Source organism: Lishizhenia tianjinensis, from assembly GCF_900116425.1.
Taxonomy (GTDB): domain Bacteria; phylum Bacteroidota; class Bacteroidia; order Flavobacteriales_D; family Crocinitomicaceae; genus Lishizhenia; species Lishizhenia tianjinensis.
Window position 1 is genome coordinate 570,715 of sequence record NZ_FPAS01000002.1, and the last position, 22,501, is coordinate 593,215.

At 38.0% G+C, this 22,501-nt stretch carries 18 protein-coding genes; 16 read left to right on the forward strand and 2 right to left on the reverse strand.

The window, feature by feature from the left end:
* Window positions 1-98: 98 nt before the first annotated feature.
* The 14 genes from BM327_RS09135 (at window position 99) to BM327_RS09200 (ending at window position 18,596) form a co-directional block, all read left to right on the forward strand.
* A complete protein-coding gene (locus BM327_RS09135) occupies window positions 99-470 on the forward strand; it encodes a hypothetical protein (RefSeq protein WP_090248643.1) in 372 nt (123 codons plus the stop codon).
* A gap of 169 nt (window positions 471-639) precedes the next feature.
* Complete coding sequence (gene atpD / locus BM327_RS09140; RefSeq protein ID WP_090248927.1) at window positions 640-2,142, forward strand: F0F1 ATP synthase subunit beta; 1,503 nt, start codon at window positions 640-642, stop codon at window positions 2,140-2,142.
* A 56-nt stretch (window positions 2,143-2,198) separates the two neighbouring features.
* The gene (locus tag BM327_RS09145; protein WP_090248647.1) at window positions 2,199-2,489 is read left to right on the forward strand and encodes a F0F1 ATP synthase subunit delta/epsilon; all 291 of its coding nucleotides are present in this window, start codon (window positions 2,199-2,201) and stop codon (window positions 2,487-2,489) included.
* A gap of 152 nt (window positions 2,490-2,641) precedes the next feature.
* Window positions 2,642-3,388 carry an isoprenyl transferase gene (locus BM327_RS09150; RefSeq protein ID WP_090248650.1) on the forward strand — a complete coding sequence of 249 codons (747 nt, stop codon included), beginning with the start codon at window positions 2,642-2,644 and terminating at the stop codon, window positions 3,386-3,388.
* Window positions 3,389-3,392: 4 nt separating this feature from the next.
* Window positions 3,393-5,918: an outer membrane protein assembly factor BamA gene (gene bamA, locus BM327_RS09155; protein ID WP_090248653.1), complete on the forward strand. Its 2,526-nt coding sequence runs from the start codon at window positions 3,393-3,395 to the stop codon at window positions 5,916-5,918.
* 52 nt (window positions 5,919-5,970) lie between these two features.
* Window positions 5,971-6,489, forward strand: a complete 519-nt coding sequence (locus BM327_RS09160; RefSeq protein WP_090248655.1) for an OmpH/Skp family outer membrane protein — start codon at window positions 5,971-5,973, stop codon at window positions 6,487-6,489.
* Between the two features lie 17 nt (window positions 6,490-6,506).
* Window positions 6,507-7,049 (forward strand): OmpH/Skp family outer membrane protein, encoded by a 543-nt coding sequence (locus BM327_RS09165; RefSeq protein ID WP_090248658.1) that lies wholly within the window; start codon window positions 6,507-6,509, stop codon window positions 7,047-7,049.
* A 53-nt stretch (window positions 7,050-7,102) separates the two neighbouring features.
* Entirely contained in the window at window positions 7,103-7,933 is an 831-nt protein-coding gene (gene murI, locus BM327_RS09170; RefSeq protein ID WP_090248660.1) for a glutamate racemase, read from the forward strand.
* Window positions 7,934-7,935: 2 nt separating this feature from the next.
* Entirely contained in the window at window positions 7,936-8,457 is a 522-nt protein-coding gene (locus tag BM327_RS09175; protein ID WP_090248662.1) for a gamma carbonic anhydrase family protein, read from the forward strand.
* Window positions 8,458-8,644: 187 nt separating this feature from the next.
* The gene (locus tag BM327_RS09180) at window positions 8,645-12,376 is read left to right on the forward strand and encodes a carboxypeptidase regulatory-like domain-containing protein (RefSeq protein WP_090248667.1); all 3,732 of its coding nucleotides are present in this window, start codon (window positions 8,645-8,647) and stop codon (window positions 12,374-12,376) included.
* A 19-nt stretch (window positions 12,377-12,395) separates the two neighbouring features.
* Window positions 12,396-16,568, forward strand: a complete 4,173-nt coding sequence (locus BM327_RS09185) for a T9SS type A sorting domain-containing protein (protein WP_090248669.1) — start codon at window positions 12,396-12,398, stop codon at window positions 16,566-16,568.
* A gap of 24 nt (window positions 16,569-16,592) precedes the next feature.
* The gene (locus BM327_RS09190) at window positions 16,593-17,657 is read left to right on the forward strand and encodes a PorV/PorQ family protein (RefSeq protein WP_139230317.1); all 1,065 of its coding nucleotides are present in this window, start codon (window positions 16,593-16,595) and stop codon (window positions 17,655-17,657) included.
* A gap of 76 nt (window positions 17,658-17,733) precedes the next feature.
* A complete protein-coding gene (gene greA, locus BM327_RS09195; RefSeq protein ID WP_090248675.1) occupies window positions 17,734-18,207 on the forward strand; it encodes a transcription elongation factor GreA in 474 nt (157 codons plus the stop codon).
* A complete protein-coding gene (locus tag BM327_RS09200; RefSeq protein ID WP_090248678.1) occupies window positions 18,207-18,596 on the forward strand; it encodes an HIT family protein in 390 nt (129 codons plus the stop codon). Before greA ends, BM327_RS09200 begins: the two co-directional genes overlap by 1 nt.
* Before the next feature lie 12 nt (window positions 18,597-18,608).
* Here BM327_RS09200 and ruvC read toward each other — a convergent pair whose 3' ends face one another.
* Entirely contained in the window at window positions 18,609-19,163 is a 555-nt protein-coding gene (ruvC, locus tag BM327_RS09205) for a crossover junction endodeoxyribonuclease RuvC (protein ID WP_090248679.1), read from the reverse strand.
* A 13-nt stretch (window positions 19,164-19,176) separates the two neighbouring features.
* Here ruvC and BM327_RS09210 point away from each other — a divergent pair, with 13 nt between their 5' ends.
* Both BM327_RS09210 and BM327_RS09215 read left to right on the forward strand, forming a co-directional pair.
* Complete coding sequence (locus BM327_RS09210) at window positions 19,177-20,079, forward strand: hypothetical protein (RefSeq protein ID WP_170853724.1); 903 nt, start codon at window positions 19,177-19,179, stop codon at window positions 20,077-20,079.
* The gene (locus tag BM327_RS09215) at window positions 20,060-21,130 is read left to right on the forward strand and encodes a glycosyltransferase (RefSeq protein WP_090248685.1); all 1,071 of its coding nucleotides are present in this window, start codon (window positions 20,060-20,062) and stop codon (window positions 21,128-21,130) included. The genes BM327_RS09210 and BM327_RS09215 overlap by 20 nt, the downstream gene beginning before the upstream one ends.
* On the opposite strand, the gene BM327_RS09220 is transcribed toward BM327_RS09215, so the two are convergent.
* Window positions 21,116-22,483, reverse strand: a complete 1,368-nt coding sequence (locus BM327_RS09220; RefSeq protein ID WP_090248687.1) for a TIGR00366 family protein — start codon at window positions 22,481-22,483, stop codon at window positions 21,116-21,118. The two genes, BM327_RS09215 and BM327_RS09220, sit on opposite strands and share 15 nt — an antisense overlap.
* Window positions 22,484-22,501: the final 18 nt, after the last annotated feature.

Sequence of the window (22,501 nt, forward strand, 5' to 3'; positions counted from 1 at the left end):
TTCTTTATGTCTTTAAATACAAAAATGTAGATTGCCGTTGGAGTCTATTTGCTTTTGCTGTTAATATTTGTTAACGTTGTTAAATAAAATCAACCCTTATGACAACCACTACAACACGCACTTGCAAAGAGTGCAACCAGACCTTAAATGGTCGTAAGGATCAGAAATTTTGTTCTGACTATTGTAGAAATGCCTACAATAATAAAAAGAACGGCACAGTAAACAAGTATGTGCGTCACATCAATGCCATATTAAGAAAGAACCGAAGAATCTTGGATGAATTAAATCCGAGCGGAAAAGTAACCGTCAGTTTAATGATGATGGCCGAGCGCGGTTTCAATTTTCACTATTACACAAATACCTACACCACAAAGAAAGGAGCGGTGTATTTCTTTTGTTATGATAGAGGTTATTTAAAGGTGGATCAGGAGAATTATATCTTGGTGCGCAAACAAGAGTATGTCAAGTAGGATGTTAATAACCGAAATGGATTGAAAATTAGTTGATAAACAGCATTTTTGTGCCCAAATCAAGGTGGGGGTGTGAAAAAGTGAACTTTTTTTTCAACAAATTTTATCTAACCAAATAATTCATATATCTTTGCGCCCTGAAAATTCAATGTACTTAAAAGACACTGTAATGTCGAATATCAAAGGTAGAGTATCACAGGTAATTGGACCTGTAGTAGATGTAAGCTTCGAGAAGGGAGTAGAGCTTCCGAATATTTATGACGCACTTGAGGTGCCAAAAGCAAACGGAACAAAAGTAATCTTAGAGGTTCAATCACACGTAGGTGAGAACTCAGTTCGTACTATTGCGATGGATTCGTCTGACGGATTTACTAGAGGTATGGAAGTTGTGGCTACAGGTAGCCCAATCAAAATGCCTACTGGTGATGGAGTAAAAGGACGTTTATTTAACGTAGTAGGTGATTCAATCGATGGGATTGGTGATTTAGACAAATCAAATGGTATGTCTATCCACCGTGAAGCTCCAGCTTTCGATCAGTTATCTACTGCTACTGAAGTTCTTTTTACAGGGATTAAAGTAATCGACTTGATCGAGCCATACGCAAAAGGAGGTAAGATTGGTTTATTCGGTGGAGCCGGAGTAGGTAAAACTGTATTGATCCAGGAGTTGATTAACAACATCGCGAAAGCATACTCAGGTTTATCTGTATTTGCTGGAGTAGGTGAGCGTACCAGAGAAGGTAACGACTTATTACGTGAGATGTTAGAGTCTGGAATTATCAAGTATGGTGAAGGATTCATGAAGTCTATGGAAGAAGGTGGATGGGATTTATCTCTTATCGATAAAGAAGAGATGAAGGATTCAAAAGCTGCTTTCGTATTCGGTCAGATGAATGAGCCTCCAGGAGCACGTGCACGTGTTGCATTGTCTGGATTAACATTAGCAGAGTACTTCCGTGATGGTGATGGAGATGAAGCAGGTAAGGATATCTTATTCTTCGTTGATAACATCTTCCGTTTCACGCAGGCAGGTTCTGAGGTGTCAGCCTTATTAGGACGTATGCCATCAGCGGTAGGTTACCAACCAACATTGGCAACTGAGATGGGTGCAATGCAGGAGCGTATTACTTCTACAAAGAACGGTTCTATTACATCTGTACAGGCGGTTTACGTACCTGCGGATGACCTTACTGACCCTGCACCAGCGAACACTTTCGCTCACTTGGATGCAACAACAGTATTGTCTCGTAAGATTGCTGAGTTAGGTATTTACCCAGCGGTAGATCCATTAGAGTCTTCTTCAAGAATTCTTACGCCATCTATCGTAGGTGAAGAGCACTACGCTTGTGCACAGAGAGTACAGCAAACATTACAACGTTACAAAGAGTTACAAGATATTATCGCGATCTTAGGTATGGATGAATTGTCTGAAGAAGATAAGTTAATCGTACACAGAGCGCGTAGAGTTCAACGTTTCTTATCTCAACCCTTCCACGTAGCTGAGCAGTTTACAGGATTGAAAGGTGTGTTGGTAGACATCAACGAAACTATCAAAGGATTTAACATGATCTTAGATGGTGAGATGGACCAGTACCCAGAGGCTGCTTTCAACTTGAAGGGAGATATCGAAGAGGTAAGAGCTGCAGGAGAAAAAATGCTTGCTGAAGCTTAATTAATAAGAAATAAGAGGGAGAGCAATCTCCCTTTTTAATATAAATTCTAGTTGCTATGCACTTAGATATAATTACACCGGAAAAGAAAATCTTTACAGGAGAAGTTGACGCAGTTCAAATGCCTGGAGTTGATGGACTTTTTCAAGTATTAGGAGGTCACGCCCCTATCATTTCTGCACTTACTGAAGGGTCTGTAAAAGTAGATCTTGCAAATAGTGATGTAGAGTTTAATGATTTAACTGGAGAGATAGAACGCGATACATCGCACGATAAAGTTATCCGTGTTAAAATCAAAGGAGGAGTGATGGAAATGATGAACGATAAAATCATCATCCTAGCAGAGTAATTGATACACAAGAAACTCAATAGATGAGGGGTCTGGTTCGCCATATCCCTCTTTTTTGTTAAACAAAGTTAAGCTTGATCTAATTTATTGTTCTATTCTACAAGAGATATACTAAATTAGCCCCTTCAGGCAAATAAAATTATTTGTACCCAATGGATTTAATAAACCAAATAGACAAAACAAGAATTCCAGAACACATCGCGATTATCATGGATGGTAATGGTAGATGGGCCAAACAACAAGGCGAGATGCGTTTATACGGACATAATTCTGGAGTGGGTGCAGTAAGAGAAGCTGTAAACGGTGCGGATGAATTGGGGGTGAAGTTTTTAACGCTTTATACTTTTTCAACCGAAAACTGGAACCGTCCTAAAGAAGAGGTGGATGGCTTGATGAACTTAATGGTTCAGACCATAGCTAACGAGGTAGACGTTTTAGATGAAAAAAACGTAAGACTCGAAATTATTGGAGATGAAGAAGGTTTGCCTTCAGATTGTAAAGATAGTTTGGCTGCCGCAAGAGAAAGATTAAAAGAGAATACGGGAGTAGTTCTTGTCTTAGCTATTAATTATAGTGCAAGATGGGAAATGATAGAAGCAACAAAGAAGATTGCCAATCAAGTGAAAGTAGGAAGCCTAGATGCTGAAGCGATTAATGAGGAGGTAATTTCTAATGCTTTGTCAACTAAAAATATTCCAGACCCAGAGTTGTTGATCAGAACCTCTGGCGAATATAGAATCAGTAATTTCCTATTGTGGCAAATTGCTTATTCAGAATTGTATTTTATAGATACATTATGGCCAGATTTTAAACAAGAAAATCTATTTGAGGCCGTTATTAATTACCAATCACGAGAAAGAAGGTTCGGAAAAGTTTCTGAACAATTAAGACCAGAATAATTTTATGCATAAACTAGTCACACTCCTTTTTACCCTAGCGGTAGTATTCACATCCTTCGGGCAGGATATTGATTATAAAAATCCGAAAGAATACGAAATCGGTCCTGTTAACGTGCTGGGTGCTGATAATTTTGATCACACAGCTATCAAGTTAATCGCTGGTTTGCGTCAGGGTGATAAAATTACCATTCCTGGAGATGATATTAGTAATGCCATAAAGAAGTTGTGGAATGAAGGACTTTTCTCTAATGTGGAAATCGTTAAAGAAAAAGTAATTGGAGATGTGATTTATTTAAGTATCATTCTTCAACCTCGTGCAAAGTTATCTCGTTTCAAATTCAATGGAGTAACCAAAAAGGAAGCGGATAAAATAAGAGAAGAAATCGACCTTTTCTCGGGTAAAAACATCACAGAGAACCTAATCTTTCAAACCGAAAATAAAGTAGAGCATTTCTTTAAAGATAAAGGGTACTACCTAGTTAAAGCGAACATTGTTCGTAAGGTAGATACTTTGATGTCTAATTCAGAGATTTTCATCATCAATGTAGATAAAGGTGAGAAGATGAAAATTGCCGAATTAAACATTGTAGGAGTTGAAACCGTAAAGGAAGCTAAGCTCAGAAGAGCCATGAAGGATACCAAGCAAAAAGCTTTTTGGAGATTCTTCAAGCGTTCGAAATTTATGGACGTAGCTTACAAAAGAGATAAACTTGCCCTTACCAATAAATTGCAAGAGGAAGGTTTGCGTGATGCCGAAATCGTAAGTGATAGCGTTTACATTATCGATGAAAAACACCTTGGGGTGGATATTAAAATTGATGAAGGTGAGAAGTATTACTTCGGAAACATTACGTGGGTTGGAAACGCAAAGTATAGAACGGGTTATTTAGATACTGTTCTAGGAATTAAATACGGAGATGTTTACAATAAAACGCTATTAGAACAGCGCTTGTTCCAAAGCATGGAGTCGAGAGATATTACCTCGCTTTATATGGATAGAGGTCACTTGTTCTTTCAAATTATTCCTATAGAAAAAGGAGTGGTGGACAACCACATCAACTATGAGTTAAGAATCATTGAAGGGAAAGAAGCAACTATTGGAGATATTTTTATAAAAGGTAATTTCAAAACAAACGAGCACGTAATCAGACGTGAGTTGAGAATGAAGCCGGGTGACTTGTTCAATAGAAATGACATCATTCGTACCCAAAGAGAATTGATGCAATTAGGGTACTTCGATCAAGAAAAAATGGATTTCATTCCTATTCCTAATCCACAAGATGGTACGGTAGATATAGAGGTAGTGGTAAATGAAAAATCATCGGATCAAATCGAATTGTCTGGAGGTTATGGTGCCAATACTTTAATCTTAACGGCTGGACTCTCATTTAATAACTTCTCTGTTCAAAATTTCTTTGATAAATCTGCATGGTCGCCATTGCCAACTGGAGATGGTCAGCGTTTATCATTGAGAGCACAAACCAATGGTATGTTCTACCAAGCCTACAGTTTCTCTTTTACAGAGCCGTGGTTAGGTGGTAAAAAACCAAATGCTTTAAGTTTCTGGATGAACAACAACTCTTACTCATTGAGTGGAAATTTATCTCGAGCAGATAAAGATTACCAAGGTATCTCGATTACAGGACTTGGTGTAGGTTTACAGAGAAGAAAGAAAATTCCGGATGATTACTTTACAGCCTACTATGAATTAGGTTATAAATACTACGATGTAAGGAATTACAATTTGTTAGCTATCTCAAATGGATACTCAAATAACATTTACGCACAGTATGTTTTATCGCGTAACTCCATAGACGCACCTATCTATCCAAGATCGGGTTCTAGGTTGACCTTTACAGCCAAAGCGTCTTTACCGTATTCTATGTTTGATGGTGTGGATGATTACTCATCGTACTCACAACAAGATTTAGTGAAATTCAATGAATTCTACAAATTGAAAATGACAGGTGAATGGTACCTTCCATTAACAACTGATAAAAAATTAGTATTGGCGCCAAGATTCGGAATTGGATTCATGGGAGCTTACAGCCAAAGTAAAGGGTTATCTCCTTTTGATAGATTCAGTTTAGGAGGAAGTGGATTAACCGGAGGTGTGAACGCACAAGTAAATGGTACAGAAATTATTTCGTTAAGAGGTTACGGAACTACGAGTACTGTTGTAAGTTCTACAATTGCAGACCCTATGATTGCGAAGTACTCTGTTGAGTTGAGATACCCAATTTCTTTAAATCCATCAGCAATGTTCTGGGTATATGGTTTTGCTGAAGCAGGTAATACGTATACTGCCTTGGATAGATTTAATCCATTTAATGTGAAAAGATCTGTAGGTCTTGGATTAAATGTGAATATTCCTATGATAGGTATGTTAGGCTTTAGTTATGGTTGGGGACTGGATGCACTTGATCCTCACAGTGACGGTTACAGAAAAGGAAATGATATTTTACGAGCGAATGGTCAAATGCCAGGTGTATTCCAGTTTACGATAGGAACGAACATCGGAGATCTTTAATCTATCACAATAAAAATATTATTTTCGTCGTTCGACTGTCAAATTAAAAATTATGAGAACTTTAGCTTTATCACTTTTATTGGTTATTGGCACGGCCTTTGCTTCGTATGGTCAGAAGTATGGATACATTGATTCTGATTTCATTTTGGAGAACATGCCAGAGTATCAAGAAGCCAAGGAGAAATTAGATAAGTTTGCTGCTCGTTGGCAAAAAGAGATCCAGGATAGATACGTTGTTATCAAAAAGAAGAAAGACGAGTTTGATAGAGTAGAGGCAGTACTTCCTGACGAAGAAAGAGAAGCACGTAAGTTAGAGATAGAAACTTTAGAGAACGAAACTTTGGAATTGCAGCAATTGCGTTTTGGTGTTAATGGAGATTTGTTTGCGAAAAGAAAAGAATTGATTCAGCCCATACAAGATAAAGTATTTGAGGCTCTTGAAAAAATTGCTAATGCCGGTAAATATGCGTTTGTATTTGATAAAGCAAATCAATCAAACCTTATATTTGCAGACCCTAAATACGATCTAAGTAAAAGAGTTTTAAGAGAATTAGGCGTTAGCATTAAATAGATAAATTAAGAAAGAAAATGATGAAAAGATTATTAGTAGCGTTTGTAGCATTGTTATTTACAGGATTGGTATCTGCTCAAAGTGTAGCACATTGTGATTATGCAGCTGTATTCGATACAATGCCATCTGCAATTCAAGCACAGAAGGATATTAGTGAGTTAAGAGAGTACTACGCGAAAGAATTGGAAGAGGATCAATTGAAATTACAAGAGGCATACCAAAGATACCAAGTAGAAGGAGCAAATCTTTCTCCAGTATTACGTCAGCGTGAAGAGAAAAGAATCCAAGAAATGAGTGCGGCTTTAGATAAGAAGAGTCAGAATTATGATGCTGACTTGCAAAGTTTTTATCAAAAGAAAATGGCACCGTTAAACGAATTGATGAACGAGGCTATTGAAAATGTAGCAAAAGCGAATAAGATTGATTACGTTCTAGACAAAAATTCTGTGTTGTTTGCAGGTGGTAAGGATGTTACCAATCTAGTGATTGCTGAAGTGTTGAAGTTGGATGTACCTAAAACTACTGGTACGGAAACAGCTCCAGCTACTGGTGGACAATAGAAAAGAAATTTTAAATAACTTTGAGTCGAGTAAATTATTGCTCGACTTTTTTTATGCAAAATAATCACAAAGGATACATTGGTGTTTTTGACTCTGGATACGGTGGACTAACCATATTGAAAGAGTTTCAAAAACGTTTGCCACAATACGATTACATTTATTTGGGTGATAATGCAAGGGCTCCTTATGGAACACGTTCCTTTGAAGTTGTATATCAATATACCTTAGAATGTGTAGAGTTTTTGTTTGCTCAAGGATGTGAAATCATCATTTTAGCTTGTAATACAGCAAGTGCACAAGCGTTAAGAACGATACAACAGAAAGTCTTACCTATAAAATATCCGGGTAAAAAAGTTTTAGGTGTTTTACGACCAAGCACGGAGATGGTTGGAGAATTAAGTAAAACAAAGGTGGTAGGTGTTCTGGCCACTACGGGTACAGTCAAATCAGAATCTTACAAGATAGAAATAGAAAAATTCACCCCAGGTGTAAAAGTGGTACAACAGGCATGTCCTTTATGGGTGCCTATTATTGAAGCGAATCAGCATACTACTAAGGAGGGAGAAGCTATTTTTAAAAAGGATATAGATGTTTTTCTTGAGGCACACCCGAAAGTGGATACCATAGTTTTGGGATGTACACATTACCCCTTAATCTATAACTATCTAAGGTCTATTATCCCTGCTCACATTCAGTTAGTAACCCAAGGTGAAATTGTAGCTGAACGTCTAGAGGATTATTTGAATCGACATACCGAGATTAGTACTCGATTAAATAGAGGAACAACGCTTCAATTTTATTCTTCAGAAAATTCAGAAGACTTCAAGTCGTACCTCAAGGAAAATGACTGGGGAGATCAAAAAGTAAATCATTTTACATTATAGATATGGCGCTTGTAAAAGCATGTAGAGGTAAGTCACCACAATTCGGTGCAGATAACTGGTTGGCAGAAAACGCAACCGTGGTTGGCGATGTTGTAACCGGGAAAGATTGTTCCATTTGGTTTAACGCTGTTATCCGTGGAGATGTTAACAGTATAGTACTCGGTGATTTGGTAAATGTTCAAGACGGTGCAGTTATTCATTGTACCTATGAAAAAACCAAGACTTTTATCGGAGATCGCGTGAGTATAGGACATAATGCCTTGGTTCATGGTTGTACTGTAGAATCAGATGTATTAATAGGTATGGGCTCTATCGTTATGGACAATTGTTACATAGAGTCTGGGTCCATCATTGCGGCGGGAGCAGTTTTGTTAGAGGGAACACGTGTAGAGAAAGGATCTGTGTATGCAGGAGTCCCAGCCAAAAAAGTAAAAGCAATTTCACCAGAACTATTTGAAGGTGAAGTTCAGCGCATAGCTCAAAATTACAAGAAGTATTCTTCGTGGTTTAAAGACGAAGAATAGACCTGTATATTATTAAGGTAATGTGAATTTCTTTCTAAAATTTAGGCGAAATTCTCTCCTTATCTTTGTTAACAGTAAATTGTCAAAAAAGCCCTCGATTTTTAGCTTAATTTAACGTATCACGGCTATTTTTCCTATATTTACTGCTTTGTTGCTAAAAGAAAGTATAATAAATTAAACTGTTCTTATGTTTAGAAAACTCAACTTGTTATTGACAAGTATCTTACTGACAGTGGCTTACAGCTTCGGTCAGACAGGTCTGGGTACCCTGAAAGGTTCCGTTATTGACCGGGATACGAAAGAAACGCTGCCCTTCGTTAAGGTAGTATTAATTCAAGCGGACCAAGTGAAAGGTGGTGCGCAAACTGATTTTGACGGAAAATTCCAGATTAACTCGATTAACCCTGGAACTTACGATGTTGAATTCAGATCTAGTGAAGGTTATTCTCCTTTAAGATTGACTAGTGTAATCATTACAGGGGATAAAATTACGTTCTTGGATGAAACCGAGATGAGTAAGCCGAGTGAAATCCAAGATTTGGAGGAAGTAGAGATTGTTGCTTACTCTGTACCATTGATCGATAAAGATGGTGGTGCTTCAGGAGCTACAGTAACAAGAGAGGACATCTCGAGATTACCTGTTCGTTCTGCTGCTGGTGTTGCTGGTACAGTTGGAGGGGTAAACACGGATGAAGGATCAGGAGATATTTCTGTTCGTGGTTCTCGTTCTGATGCAACTTACTTCTACATTGATGGTATTAAAGTACGTGGTTCATCTTCTTTACCTAAAAGTGCGATTCAGGAAGTATCTGTAATTACAGGTGGTCTTCCAGCAAACTACGGGGATGCAACAGGGGGGATTATCTCTGTAACAACAAGAGGACCATCGGCGCGTTACTTCGGGTCAATTGAAGCAGTTTCTTCAGGGTTTTATTTTCATGGTCAAGACCCAAGTGGTTACGATGGAAAAGTTATAGGTTTAGATAACTACGGTTACAACTTAGTGGAAGGTTTATTATCTGGTCCACTTTTGATGCGTAAAGACGAAAATGGAGAGAAGACAGATCCTATCTTAGGATTCTTGGTTTCTTTAAACTATACAGACATTTTAGATGGTAGACCTTTAAGCGGAGGTTCTTACCGTATTAAGCAGGATGTTAGAGAAGAGTTGTTGGCAAATCCTTTACGTCCATCAGGACAAGGAGTTGGTAACTTCCATAACGCTAACTTTTTAAGAGCAGATGATTTTGAGTTGACTAAATACAGAATGAATGCTAGAAGTAGATCGTTAACATCTGCTTTGAAGATCGATGTTAATACCGGACCATCTGTAAACTTAACATTCGGTGGATCTTTGAACTACAATACAGGGAAGAACTACTCTAGAAATGCTTCTTTATTGAACTTTACAAACTTTGGAACTTACACAGCGTTAGACTGGAGAGTTTACGGTAGGTTTACACAACGTTTTGTTAACGATACTGAAGGTTCTTCTTCTAAAGTGAAGAGTGCATTCTACTCTTTAATGGTTGACTACTCGAACTCAACGCGTCAGTCTTTTGATGACAACCACAAGTTTGATGTATTCAAATACGGTCACGTAGGTACATTTACAACTACAAGAAGACCATCTTACGAATTTAATCAGTCAGGAGATAGTTTAATTCACAATGGTTTCGAAGATGTAAGAGTAGACTTTACTCCATCTGCAGAAAATGAAGCCTTAGCTGCAATTACTTCTCAGTACTACGATTTATACGCAGACGATCCAACAGGAAGATACCAAAACTTGAACCAAATTGTTGCAGGTAACGCATTAAGAAATGGTGACTTACCAGGTAACGTTTACAGTTTATGGGATAACATTGGTTCTCCAGCAAACGGTTTCTCTAAGTCAGAAGCTGAGCAGTTCCGTGTAACTGGATCAGGATCTGTAAATATTGGTGACCACTCAATCTCTTTAGGTTTCGAATACGAACAAAGATGGGATAGAGGATGGGGATCTGGTAACCCAGCAGGAATTTGGTCAGTTGCGCGTCAGTACGCTAACTTCCACATTTCGGAATTAGACAAAAACCAAGCAACTTACGAATTCAACGGTACTTTCCCACAAGTAACATACGAAAGATTAAACTCTGGATATGCTTACACTTCTGGAACAGGAAACTACGGTGGAGCTAGAGAGGCAGACGAGCAATACTTCTTTGATTACAACTTAAGAAATGCTTTAGGTTTACCAGTTGACGGTACAGACTTTATCGATATCGATGCATTGGATCCTAACATTTTCTCTTTAGATATGTTCTCTCCAGACGAATTATTCAACTCTGGAAATAGCTACATTTCTTACTACGGTTACGATCACACAGGTCAAAAAGTAAGTGGAAGAACAGACATCAATTCTTACTTCAACGACTACGATGAAAATGGAAACTACCAAAGATTCATTGGTGCTTACCAACCAATTTACATCGCAGGTTACATCATGGATAAGTTTGCTTTTGACGATATCGTATTTAACGTAGGTTTAAGGGTAGATATCTTTGATGCGAACCAACCAGTATTGAAAGATAAATACTTAATCTACAATGCGAACACTGTAGCTGAAGCAAGAGCAACTGGAAATGACTGGGTTAATATCCCGTCTAACATGGGAGATGATTACGTTGTTTATGTAAATGATGTAAACGATCCTTCAGCAATTAATGGATTTAGAAATGATGAGACTTGGTACAATGCAGAAGGTGTTGTTGTAGAAGATCCAAGTGTATTAAGAGGATCTGCAGGTATTGCTCCATGGTTGAAAAACCCAGGACAAGAAACACCAGACGCAAGTGCATTCGAAGATTACACATCTCAAATTAACTTGATGCCAAGGATTGCATTCTCTTTCCCTATTTCTGATGAAGCTTCTTTCTTCGCGAACTACGACATCTTAACAAAGCGTCCAACTTCAGGAGTAAGATTTAACCCATTAGAATACCAATTTATTCAGAGTTCTACAGGAGTTATTAATAACTCTAACTTAAGACCAGAGAAAACAATTGATTACGCAATTGGATTCCAACAGGTATTAACTAGAACTTCATCTTTGAAAATTAATGCATTCTACCGTGAGCAAAGAGATCAAGTTCAGGTAAGAAACGTTTTCGAAGCATACCCGAATACTTACAAGACTTATGGTAACCGTGACTTCGGTACTGTAAAAGGTGTTACTATCGCTTACGATTTGAGAAGAACAGGAAACGTAAGAATGACAGCTAACTACACATTACAGTTCGCAGACGGTACTGGATCAAGTTCTCAAACGGCTTTAAGTTTAGTTAACTCTGGACAGCCTAACTTAAGAACTATCTTCCCTTACTCTTTCGATCAAAGACATGCTTTCGCAATCACATTTGATTACAGATATGGAAAAGGTGAAGGACCAGTTATCAATAACGTTCACTTCTTAGAAAATGCAGGTTTAAACATTGTTACAAACATTAACTCTGGAACTCCTTACTCAGCGTCTCAACAAGTTTACGCTTCTGTAAGTTCTGCACCAGGTGCACCTACATTACAAGGAACAATGAACGGTTCTAGAAAACCATGGACATACAGATTAGACTTACAGTTAGATAAAAACTGGGAGTTAGAGTTCGGTAAAGATGAAGAAGGTAACAAAACGAAAAAAGCTTACTTAAACGCTTACGTTCGTGTTACAAACATCTTTAACGCACAAAATATTTTGAGTGTATACAGAGCAACTGGATCAGCAACTGATGACGGTTACTTAGGAGATGCTCAATATGAAGTCACTATTCAAAACCAATTAGACGAGCAATCGTTTAGAGATTATTACTTACTAAAAGTGGATAACCCTTACAACGTATCTTCTCCAAGAACTATTCGTTTAGGTGTGAAAATTGATTTTTAATTAAAAGAAGTTAACAGTTATGAAATTTTATTTATCAGCATTATTGTTTCTCGGAACCGTCTTTGGTGCACACGCATACTTAGGACCTGAAGAGCAAAACAGTATACAAGGGAATGGCGGAAATGGTTCTGTTATTGTCCCAAAAGCTAACTGTCCGAATTCGAATGCAAGATTATTCACCGATTTTAACGATGTAAGAGCATTGATAGAAGTAGGTGGGTCTCTATGGCAAAATAGAACTACGGGTAGTGCATCATACGAGGTGCCTGTTGGATCAGGTAACCACGTAATTTTCTCTGGATCTATCTGGATGGGTGGAACAGATGTTAACGGTCAGCTTAAATTAGCAGCCGTGAAATTTAGAACTCAAGGTAACGACTTCTGGGGTGGACCTTTAAGTGTTACTATTGGATCAGGTAACTTTGATCCGAATGCACCAGTAGGTGATGACGCTATCCGTGACTTCGGTGCGGCAACTATCGATCCTGATGTGTGTATTGAATATGATAAGTTCTTTACTATTGAGAAATCAGAGGTGATTAAATTCAACTTGAAATATGAGTGTGATTTAGATCCTAACTGTGAGGATGTTTATGAAATATCTTCAGAAGCTCAAAACGTAATTAACAACTGGCCAGCTCACGGTGACGTGACGAGAGGTCAGGATTTCTACTTAGCTCCTTTCTACGATAGAGATGGAGATGGTGTGTACGATCCTACAGCAGGTGATCACCCTTGGTTTGATGATATCTTAGGAAGAGACGATGTAGTTTGTGGAGTAGACAGACGTGTAACATTGTTCGGAGATATCTCTAACTGGTGGGTATTTAATGATAAAGGAAACATTCACACAGAATCAGGTGGTGCTCCAATCGGTATGGAAATCCACGCTCAGGCATTCTCATTCGCTACTAATGATGAAGTGAATAAAATGACTTTCTACAACTATGAGATGATTAACCGTGGTACACAAACATTGTACGATACTTACTTCTCTCAGTATGTAGATGCGGATATCGGATACTCTTTTGATGACTACGTAGGATGTGACGTATCAAGAGGTTTAGGTTTTGCTTACAACGGTAACAACAATGACCCAGGTCAAGGTGGTTCTCCAGGATATGGTTCTAACCCTCCAGCGGTTGGTGTTGACTTCTTTGAAGGACCTTACCAAGATGCAGATGGTATTGATAACGTTGGTCCTCACTTTGAAGAGATCAATGGTGTAACTGAATTCATTCAACCAACAGTAAATGAAGCGTTGAACGGAAACGGTATTGTTTACGGTGGTATTGGTATTGGATACTCAGACGGAATTGTTGATAACGAACGTTTCGGTATGAGAAGATTTAACTACTACAACAATGGTTCTAACGGTAGTTCTGACCCATTGTCAACGGCTCCAACACAGTTCTACAACTACATGACAGGTTTATGGAGAGATGGTTCTCAAAACTTCTACGGAGGTACGGGTTACCAAGGTTCTAATGGTGTTACTACAATTCCTGCAGATTACCTTTACCCAGGAGATTCAGATCCATTAAACTGGGGTACAGCAGGTGTTGATCCAGGATGGGATTGGTCAGAAACTAATGCAGACGGAAACTTTGCTTCTAATGATGCATTGGATAGACGTTTCTTACAGTCAGCTGGTCCATTTACATTAACTCCAGGTGCTGTAAACAACTTAACTGTTGGGGTTATCTTTGGTCAGTCATTCTCAGGTGATGCTTACGCTTCAGTAGAATCTGTAAAATTAGCGGATACAAAAGCACAAGCATTATTCGATAACTGTTTCAAAATCTTAGATCCGCCAAGTGCTCCTATCTTAGAAATTCAGGAATTAGAAAATGAGTTGATTTTAACGATTTCTAATCCATTCGGAAATAACGTAAACGAAGAGTACGAAGAAGAGGATAACATTAACATTGTTGATCCAATTAACGATGCTCCTTACGATAAGTTCTACAGATTCGAAGGTTACCAGATTTACCAAATGATAGATGACGAAGCAACAGTTTCTGATATCGGTGATATTGACAAAGCTCGTTTAGTAGCACAGTGTGATATTGAAAATGATGTAGATCGTTTAATCAACTTTGAATTTGATGAGCAATTAGGTTTCTCTACACCAGTTGAGAAAGTTGATGGTGAAAACAAAGGTATTCGTCACTCATTCTCATTAGTAGAAGATGCGTTTGCTCAAGGTGCTCAAAAGAACCTTGTGAACCACAAGACGTACTACTACATTGCTATTGCTTACGCATACAATAACTACAAAGATTATGATCCAACTGATCCATTGAAATTAGATGGTCAGCAGATGCCATACATTTCTTCTCGTTTGTCAGCAGACGGAAGTGGTATTAAGCCGGTAATTGGTATCCCACACAACCCTATGCCAGAAGCAGGAGGAACTGAATTCCACTTGAACTATGGTGACGCTCCTTACATTACAAGATTGGATGGTACAGGTAACGGTGGTAGATCTATTGATTTAACTCCAGAGTCTGAAGAGGCGATTTTAAACAGTCCAACTTCTTCATTCGCAACTCCTACTTATACTACAAATGGTGCTCCAATTAATGTAAAAGTTATTGACCCATTAAGTTTAGTAGATGGTATCTACACTTTGAAGTTTGTTGATTACGGTGATATTGATACAGCTTCTTGGATCTTAGAAAGACAGAATAAAGTAACAGGTGAAATCCAAACGATTGAATCTGAAAGAACGATTAACTTGAACAACGAACAATTAATTCCAGACTGGGGTATTTCAGTTCAGATTGATCAATCTTACTACAGATGTCCAATCGCAATTTGTCAGGATTCAAGAGAATTAACTTCTCCAATTGAAGCGACTATAGAGTTCGCGGATTCATCTAAGAGATGGTTATCAGGAGTTCAGGATAACGATGCATTCTACCCAACAAACTGGATTACTTCAGGTGATTACATTCCAGAAGATCCTTACGTAGGTGGATTTACAGATCCTGCTTGTTACGCTGATTTAGTAACGATAGATGATGAAAAAGAATACGCTGGATTATTGGATGGTATCGTAACTGCTGGTTCTTTTGCTCGTGCAAACGAATGTGGATACGCTGCTATTGGTATCAACAACTACTTTACACAATCGCAGTGGGAAAACACAGCGAAAGGTAAATTGGGTACAGCTGTACAGCCAAGTGTTGACATCGTAATTACTAGCGATAAGTCTAAGTGGACAAGATGTCCAGTTATCGAATTGAACGTTGATGAAAACTTGTCTATAGGTGGTGCTAAGCCAGGAGCCTTAAGAGCAAGTCCATCAGTGGATAAAGAAGGAAGAAAAGCAGGTGACCCAGGTTACAATGATGCAGAAGCAACAAATAACGGTGCACAGCCTACAGGTATGGGATGGTTCCCAGGATATGCTATTGACATCGAAACAGGTAGAAGAGTAAACATGGCGTTTACAGAGAACTCTTTCTTATCAGGTGAAAATGGTGGAGATATGATCTGGAACCCAACATCTACTTACCAAAATGCTTTAGGTGAACCAAGATTTGGTGGTCAGCAGTTAGTGTACGTATTCGGAGGTCAGTTAAATGATATTCCAAACTACGAGCAAGCACAAACGTTCATGTACGATAACTTAGAGGCAGGAACATTAGCAGCTCACAAAAAAGTGATGGAGAACTTATCTTGGGTAGCTTACCCAATGTTAGCGCAAGATCAAGAGTTGTTAAGCACGGATGTAAGAATTCGTTTAAGACTTCAAAAGGCGTACAGAAATTACTCAGCAACTGGTGATTTTGGTGGTAACCCAACGTACAGATGGGATATGGGTGAAACAGCAACAACAAATAACAATGACGAACAATTAGTTTCTGTATTGGATATGATTAATGTTGTACCAAACCCTTACTATGCATTCTCTGAGTACGAGAACTCTAAATTAGATACAAGAGTTAAGATCACGAACTTGCCAGAGCAATGTTTGGTTCGTATCTACAATACTTCTGGTAAATTAATTAGATCGTACAAAAAGGATGACCCAATGACGTCTATTGACTGGGATTTGAAAAATGCAAATGGTATTCCAGTAGCAGGAGGAGTATACTTAATTCACGTAAAAGTGGAAGGAATAGGTGAAACTGTTGTGAAATTCTTCGGAGGAATGCGTCAGCCAGATTTAGAGAACATTTAATAGAAGCGTTTAAAAGATTTGAATATGAAAATATTAAATAAAATAATTAAAGGATCAATGATAGCCGGAGCAGTTTTAGCCTGCTCGGCATCATTTGCCGGAAATGAGGACCGTGTTGGGGAAGCTGGTGCATCTCAATTATTGGTAAACCCATGGGCAAGATCAGCGGCTTGGGCTGATGCTGGTGTTGCTTCTGTAAATGGTCTTGAAGCTACATTTACGAATGTTGCAGGTTTGGCTTTTACAGATAAAACACAAATTAAAGTAAACTACACAAACTGGTTAGGAAGTGCAAACATCGATTTGTATTCTGCAGGTTTGGCACAAAGAGTATCTGATCAAGATGTTATCTCTGTAGCTATCCAAGCTTTTGGATATGGTGATGTTTACCGTACAACAGTTAACTTACCAGAACCAACTGGGGCGGTATTTACACCACGTCAGAACATTGTAAATGTTGGTTATGCAAGAGAGTTCTCTAACTCAATTTATGGTGGATTTAACTTAAAAGTGTTAACTGAAAGCGTGGCAAACATGTCTGCTTCGGGTGTTGCTTTTGATGCAGGTATTCGCTACATCACTGGTGAGCAAGATCACGTTAAGTTTGGTATCTCTTTAAAGAATGTTGGTCCAACTATGCAGTTTGACGGAGACGGATTGGCTACGCCTATCGTTTACCAAACAACAGGTGGATCTGCAACTTTAGAGCAACGTGTAAATGATTTCGAAATGCCTTCTCAATTAGTAATGGGTGTTTCTTATGATTTCTTGTTCTCAGAAACAAACAAATTAACAGCTGCAGGATCTTTTACTGCAAACTCTTTTAGTAATGACCAGTACCGTTTCGGTTTAGATTACGGTATGGCAACAGAGAAAGCTGCATTCAATGTAAGAGCTGGTTATGTTTTGGAGAAAAATATCTTTTCTGATGAAAACAGAACGAGTGCATTGTCTGGTTTAACAGCTGGTTTCTCAGTAGATGCTTTGGTTGGAGAAAGTAAAGCTCCTATCGGAATTGAGTACTGTTACAGAATGTCTCCAGTGTTTGGAGGTATTAATAGCTTTGGTGTTACGATTAGCTTAAAATAAAATATTTCATTATATTTGTTTGAACAGGAGAGTCCCTTGGGCTCTCTTGTTTTTTGTTTAAAATTATCAAAGAATCATGTCACAAATAAGTTACTATACAGAAGAAGGTCTTAAGAAATTAAAGGATGAACTACATGAAATGAAAACAGTTCAACGTCCGTCAATTTCTAAACAAATTGCAGAAGCGAGAGATAAAGGAGATTTATCAGAGAACGCAGAATACGATGCAGCAAAAGAGGCTCAAGGTATCTTGGAGATGAAAATTTCTAAGTTGGAAAATGTGATTGCCAATGCGCGTATTATTGATGATTCAAAAATGGATAACAACAAAGTTTTCATTTTATCTAAAGTGACCATTAAAAACGTGAAAAACGGAATGGAAGTGGCCTATACTTTAGTAGCAGAAAATGAAGCGGATTTAAAACAGAAGAAAATTTCTGTAGAATCTCCTATAGGTAAAGGTTTACTTGGTAAAGCGAAAGGAGATATCGCAGATGTTCAAACACCAAATGGTATCGTTCAGTTCGAAATCATAAATATTGAAAGATAATGGCTTCTATTTTTACGAAAATCATTAACAACGAAATTCCAAGTCATAAAGTAGCGGAGAATGATGAGTTCTTAGCTTTTTTGGATATTCAACCCTTGTCAGAAGGTCACGTACTCGTGGTACCGAAACAAGAAGTGGATTATATTTTCGACATAGAGGATGAGTTGTTGGGTAGGATGATGCAGTTTGCAAAATCTGTAGCGCGTAAAATGGACAAAGCTTTTGATTGCAAGAGGGTAGGTGTAAGTGTTGTTGGTATAGAAGTACCGCATGCACATATACATTTAATTCCTATTAATTCGGTACAGGATATGAACTTCAGTAAGGAGAAGTTAACCTATACACAAGATGAGTTAAAAGCTATCGCTGAAAAAATTAAAGCTTCCTAAGGGAAGCTTTTTTTATGCCTTTCTGTTGGGGTTGTTCTTAATAAATGATGCCCAATCTTTTGACTTAGATTTGTTGTGTTCACCAACGCCTTTCGAGAAGTAATGACAAACGGCTGCAGCTAATCCGTCAGTTGCATCTAAATACTTTGGCAACTCTTTTATCTTAAGGAGTTGTTGCAACATTCCCGCTACTTGTTCTTTTGAGGCATTTCCGCTACCGGTAATTGCTTGTTTGATACGTTTAGGTGTATATTCTTCAAAAGGTACGTTTTGGCGTAAAGAGGCGGCTATACACACGCCTTGCGCTCTACCCAATTTTAACATCGATTGTACGTTTTTACCAAAGAAAGGGGCTTCTATGGCCATCTCATCAGGTTTGTACTCAGTGATGATGCCGTCAACTCTATCGAATATCTTCTTTAATTTATCGGGATGGTTATCTATTTTGGATAAATGGATAACCCCAAAAGTAATCAAGTGAAGCTGTTTGTTTTTGACATGAATAATTCCATACCCCATCACCGAAGTACCTGGATCTATACCGAGAATTATCTTATCTTCAACCATAAAATGTTTTGCTTTGAGAATTCCAAAGGTAAATAAGAAAATTAGAGTGTTGCTACAAATCCCTTTGTTCTTCCTCCTGCTTTGGATTTTTTACGATAAGTTCTCAAGTTTTCAGTGGTCGGATATTAAATCCTTAAGCTTATACAATCCTCTTTTATTAATTATTGGTGTGCTTTTAATGCCTTTGAATTGGTACTTGGAAGCGTTGAAGATAAAAATGAACGCCGCTCAAATTAAGGAGGAAGAACACTTCAGTTTCAGGGCCGTGTTGGCTTCAGTTTTTATGGGTGTGATAACCCCGAACCGCTTGGGTAATTTTTTAGGGGCTCGACTTTGGTTTCAGAATAAACAAGCTTATACCAGTTTAAATTTATACGCCAACCTTTCTCAATTTATTGCGACTTTAATTCTAGGTGGAGTTGGTTTAATATTTTTAGAAGTGATTCCTTTTAACTTACCCGCACCACTTTTGTATTCGTGTATAGTTATTGCCTTGGTAAGTTATTTTTCTATACCGAAAATTCGTTTCAAACAATGGAGGTTGTTGAAGGAATATAGGATAGAGATTACCCCCAAGCATAGAGGAAGCCTTTTAGGCTTAAGTTTACTTCGTACGGTAATTATAAGTGTTCAATACACATGTTTTTTACTGGCTTTAAATGAAGGAGCCTTTCAAACACTCTTTTTATGGTCAACTGTTTTTTATTTTTACCTGACCTTGATACCATCCTGGTTTTTAAACCGTCTAGTAGTGAGAGAGAGTTTGGCTCTAGTCATGTTTTTGCCATTACTAGATAATTCATTGGGGATTGTTTTCTCTTCTTTATTGATATGGTTGGTCAATTTAGGTTTACCGGCAATCGTTGGTGCTTATTTTACCTATAAACGCAAAGCTTATGACTCTTCTATTCTATAGTATACCTTTACTTTTCCTACTGTTATATTTAGGGCTGTATGTGTTTGTGATTTCCAAAAGGGAAAAGGTAATCGAAAATGGGAAGCGTATAGATTTGAAGGATCTTACGCTAATTGTTCCCTTTAGAAATGAAGCAAGCAATATAGATCGAATAATTCACGCTTTGCACACGCAAGAGAAGCAACCTTACGAAATCATATTTGTAGATGATCATTCTACGGACAATACCTTGTCGGTTTTGAAGAATGAGTTGATAGATAGTCCCTTGAATGTTAAACTTCTTCACCTCGAAAAAGACTATGGTAAAAAAGCTGCTATACGTTTGGCGCTAGATCATACAGAAACCAATTATGTGTTACAGTGGGACGCAGATGTTGTACCTGGCCAGAACTATTTTAATAACATACAAGAGCTTTTTGTAAGGGATATGTGGGTGCTTCCTGTAGTGTTGAGAACTACCAAAGGCTTATTAAAATACTTTCAATGGGATTATCTTTTTATCCACGCATTAAGTTATAGAATGAGGAAGTTGAAAGTTTTGACGGCGAGTGGGGCAAATTTACTCTACAATAGAAAGACCTATTTGAATTTGTTGTCTAAAGCTTCAGGAGAAGAATATCTTTCAGGAGATGATTATTTCATGTTGGCAGTGTTTCAAGAACACAATAAAATGATAGGTGTGAGTGCCGCATCGTCCTTAGCGGTTGAAACTACCCTGCCTACATCGCTCAAATTATGTCTGCAACAACGACTAAGATGGCTGTCGAAAAGTAGTTGGTACGAATTGGTAGGTATCTTACTTTTAGCGGCAATCAATTTGTATTTTCTCATCTTAATTCTCAGCTTCACCACGTATGGTTTAGGACTGTTTTTACTTAAAACATTGATAGATATCGCTTACTTGCGCGAATATACCAAAGCAATCAGTAAGAAAGATATTTACGCCGTACCTCTTTTCTTTCTGATCTTACCCTTTTATTTCTTCGTTTTATTCTTAGCTTCTTTTATCCTTAAAAAGGAATGGAAAGGAAGGGAGTTAAAAAAGAAGTAGTCCGGACATGAAAATAAGCGTGGCTATACAAAATAGAATAAAAGTAAAAGGGAGTATTTGATATGCTTTCAATTTAGTTACCGCCAAAAGTGGTAATGCCCAAAAAGGTTGTAACATGTTGGTGAGTTCATCTCCGTAAGCCATAGCCATAACAGTTTTAGGTAAGTCGGCATTGAGTTGCTGGGCTGATTCTATGATGATAGGTCCTTGTATGGCCCATTGTCCACCACCAGAAGGAACAAAGAAATTTACGATACCTGCACTGATAAATGTAAAGAAGGGTAAACTATCAGCACTCGCAAAAGTGATGATGAATTCCGTAAACATAAAGATGAGTCCACTGCCTTTAAGTATACCCAAAATACCGAAGTACAACGGAAATTGAATGAGTATGCCTGAAGCTCCACCTATAGCGTCGTCTATTGCCTTTAAAAAGGAGTTTAAGTTTTGGTGAAAAATTAGCGCCAAACCCAACATGCAGAAATTAATGTAGTTGGGTTGAATAAACCCCATAGAACTTTTGCCTTCATAAGTTATGGCTTGTTGCAGCGCAACCAGTAGAATTAGTACGCCCAGAGATTTTGAGATCCAAGATTTGAATTCAAATTTTTCGGCCAAACCTAATCTTAAAATGGTAGATGAATTTGTTTCCTCTTTTTCACGTGTAGATAATTGAGGAATTTGACCCGCATTGCGTTTAGAAATAAAGCCCATAACCAGGGGGATGAGCAGTAAAAGTAGTATACATACAAAGATATTTAGGGGACTAAAAAGGGTGGTCTCTATAGGGATGGACAAACTTTCAAAGCCTATAGCCTTTAGATAATCAGCTTCCATTACTTTCGTAGGTGCACTTCCCGAAAATCCACCGTGCCAGACCAAAAGACCCAAGTATCCACAAGCGCCTAAGAGGGCGTAATTAATACTTTTTTCTTTGTGCTGAAAATACTCACCAATTTTACGGGCAAATAAGGCGCCAAAGATAAGGGCCAAGCCCCAATTCAAATATCCGAGAAGTATGGTACTACTGCTTAAAACCACCACAGCATTCACGCGATTGGTACAGAATAGAAGTAGTTTCTGAATTAGAGTGTTAAAGGGTTTGGATAGCGCAAGGGTATGTCCCAAAACCAAAATCAACATCATTTGAAAAGCAAAGTATAATCCTCCAGCACCTTTGTCCCACAAGCCCTCGTACCAGTAATTACTTAAGGCAATGATTTTGTTTTGACCGGGCTCGTCCTCCATGAAAAGTAAAGCAAGTAGAAAGGTGAGCAAACTTAAGAGTATGGCTAAACTAAAAGGACTAGGGAAGTAGTTCTTAAAATTGCGCTCTATTTTTTCAGGGTTCATGGTTTTTGCTTTTGTACG

Bases quoted from the DNA above. Each gene is read 5' to 3' on its own strand.
- BM327_RS09135 (WP_090248643.1), top strand. From the start codon at position 99: ATGACAACCACTACAACACGCACTTGCAAAGAGTGCAACCAGACCTTA.
- atpD (WP_090248927.1), top strand. From the start codon at position 640: ATGTCGAATATCAAAGGTAGAGTATCACAGGTAATTGGACCTGTAGTA.
- BM327_RS09145 (WP_090248647.1), top strand. From the start codon at position 2,199: ATGCACTTAGATATAATTACACCGGAAAAGAAAATCTTTACAGGAGAA.
- BM327_RS09150 (WP_090248650.1), top strand. From the start codon at position 2,642: ATGGATTTAATAAACCAAATAGACAAAACAAGAATTCCAGAACACATC.
- bamA (WP_090248653.1), top strand. From the start codon at position 3,393: ATGCATAAACTAGTCACACTCCTTTTTACCCTAGCGGTAGTATTCACA.
- BM327_RS09160 (WP_090248655.1), top strand. From the start codon at position 5,971: ATGAGAACTTTAGCTTTATCACTTTTATTGGTTATTGGCACGGCCTTT.
- BM327_RS09165 (WP_090248658.1), top strand. From the start codon at position 6,507: ATGATGAAAAGATTATTAGTAGCGTTTGTAGCATTGTTATTTACAGGA.
- murI (WP_090248660.1), top strand. From the start codon at position 7,103: ATGCAAAATAATCACAAAGGATACATTGGTGTTTTTGACTCTGGATAC.
- BM327_RS09175 (WP_090248662.1), top strand. From the start codon at position 7,936: ATGGCGCTTGTAAAAGCATGTAGAGGTAAGTCACCACAATTCGGTGCA.
- BM327_RS09180 (WP_090248667.1), top strand. From the start codon at position 8,645: ATGTTTAGAAAACTCAACTTGTTATTGACAAGTATCTTACTGACAGTG.
- BM327_RS09185 (WP_090248669.1), top strand. From the start codon at position 12,396: ATGAAATTTTATTTATCAGCATTATTGTTTCTCGGAACCGTCTTTGGT.
- BM327_RS09190 (WP_139230317.1), top strand. From the start codon at position 16,593: ATGAAAATATTAAATAAAATAATTAAAGGATCAATGATAGCCGGAGCA.
- greA (WP_090248675.1), top strand. From the start codon at position 17,734: ATGTCACAAATAAGTTACTATACAGAAGAAGGTCTTAAGAAATTAAAG.
- BM327_RS09200 (WP_090248678.1), top strand. From the start codon at position 18,207: ATGGCTTCTATTTTTACGAAAATCATTAACAACGAAATTCCAAGTCAT.
- ruvC (WP_090248679.1), bottom strand. From the start codon at position 19,163: ATGGTTGAAGATAAGATAATTCTCGGTATAGATCCAGGTACTTCGGTG.
- BM327_RS09215 (WP_090248685.1), top strand. From the start codon at position 20,060: ATGACTCTTCTATTCTATAGTATACCTTTACTTTTCCTACTGTTATAT.
- BM327_RS09220 (WP_090248687.1), bottom strand. From the start codon at position 22,483: ATGAACCCTGAAAAAATAGAGCGCAATTTTAAGAACTACTTCCCTAGT.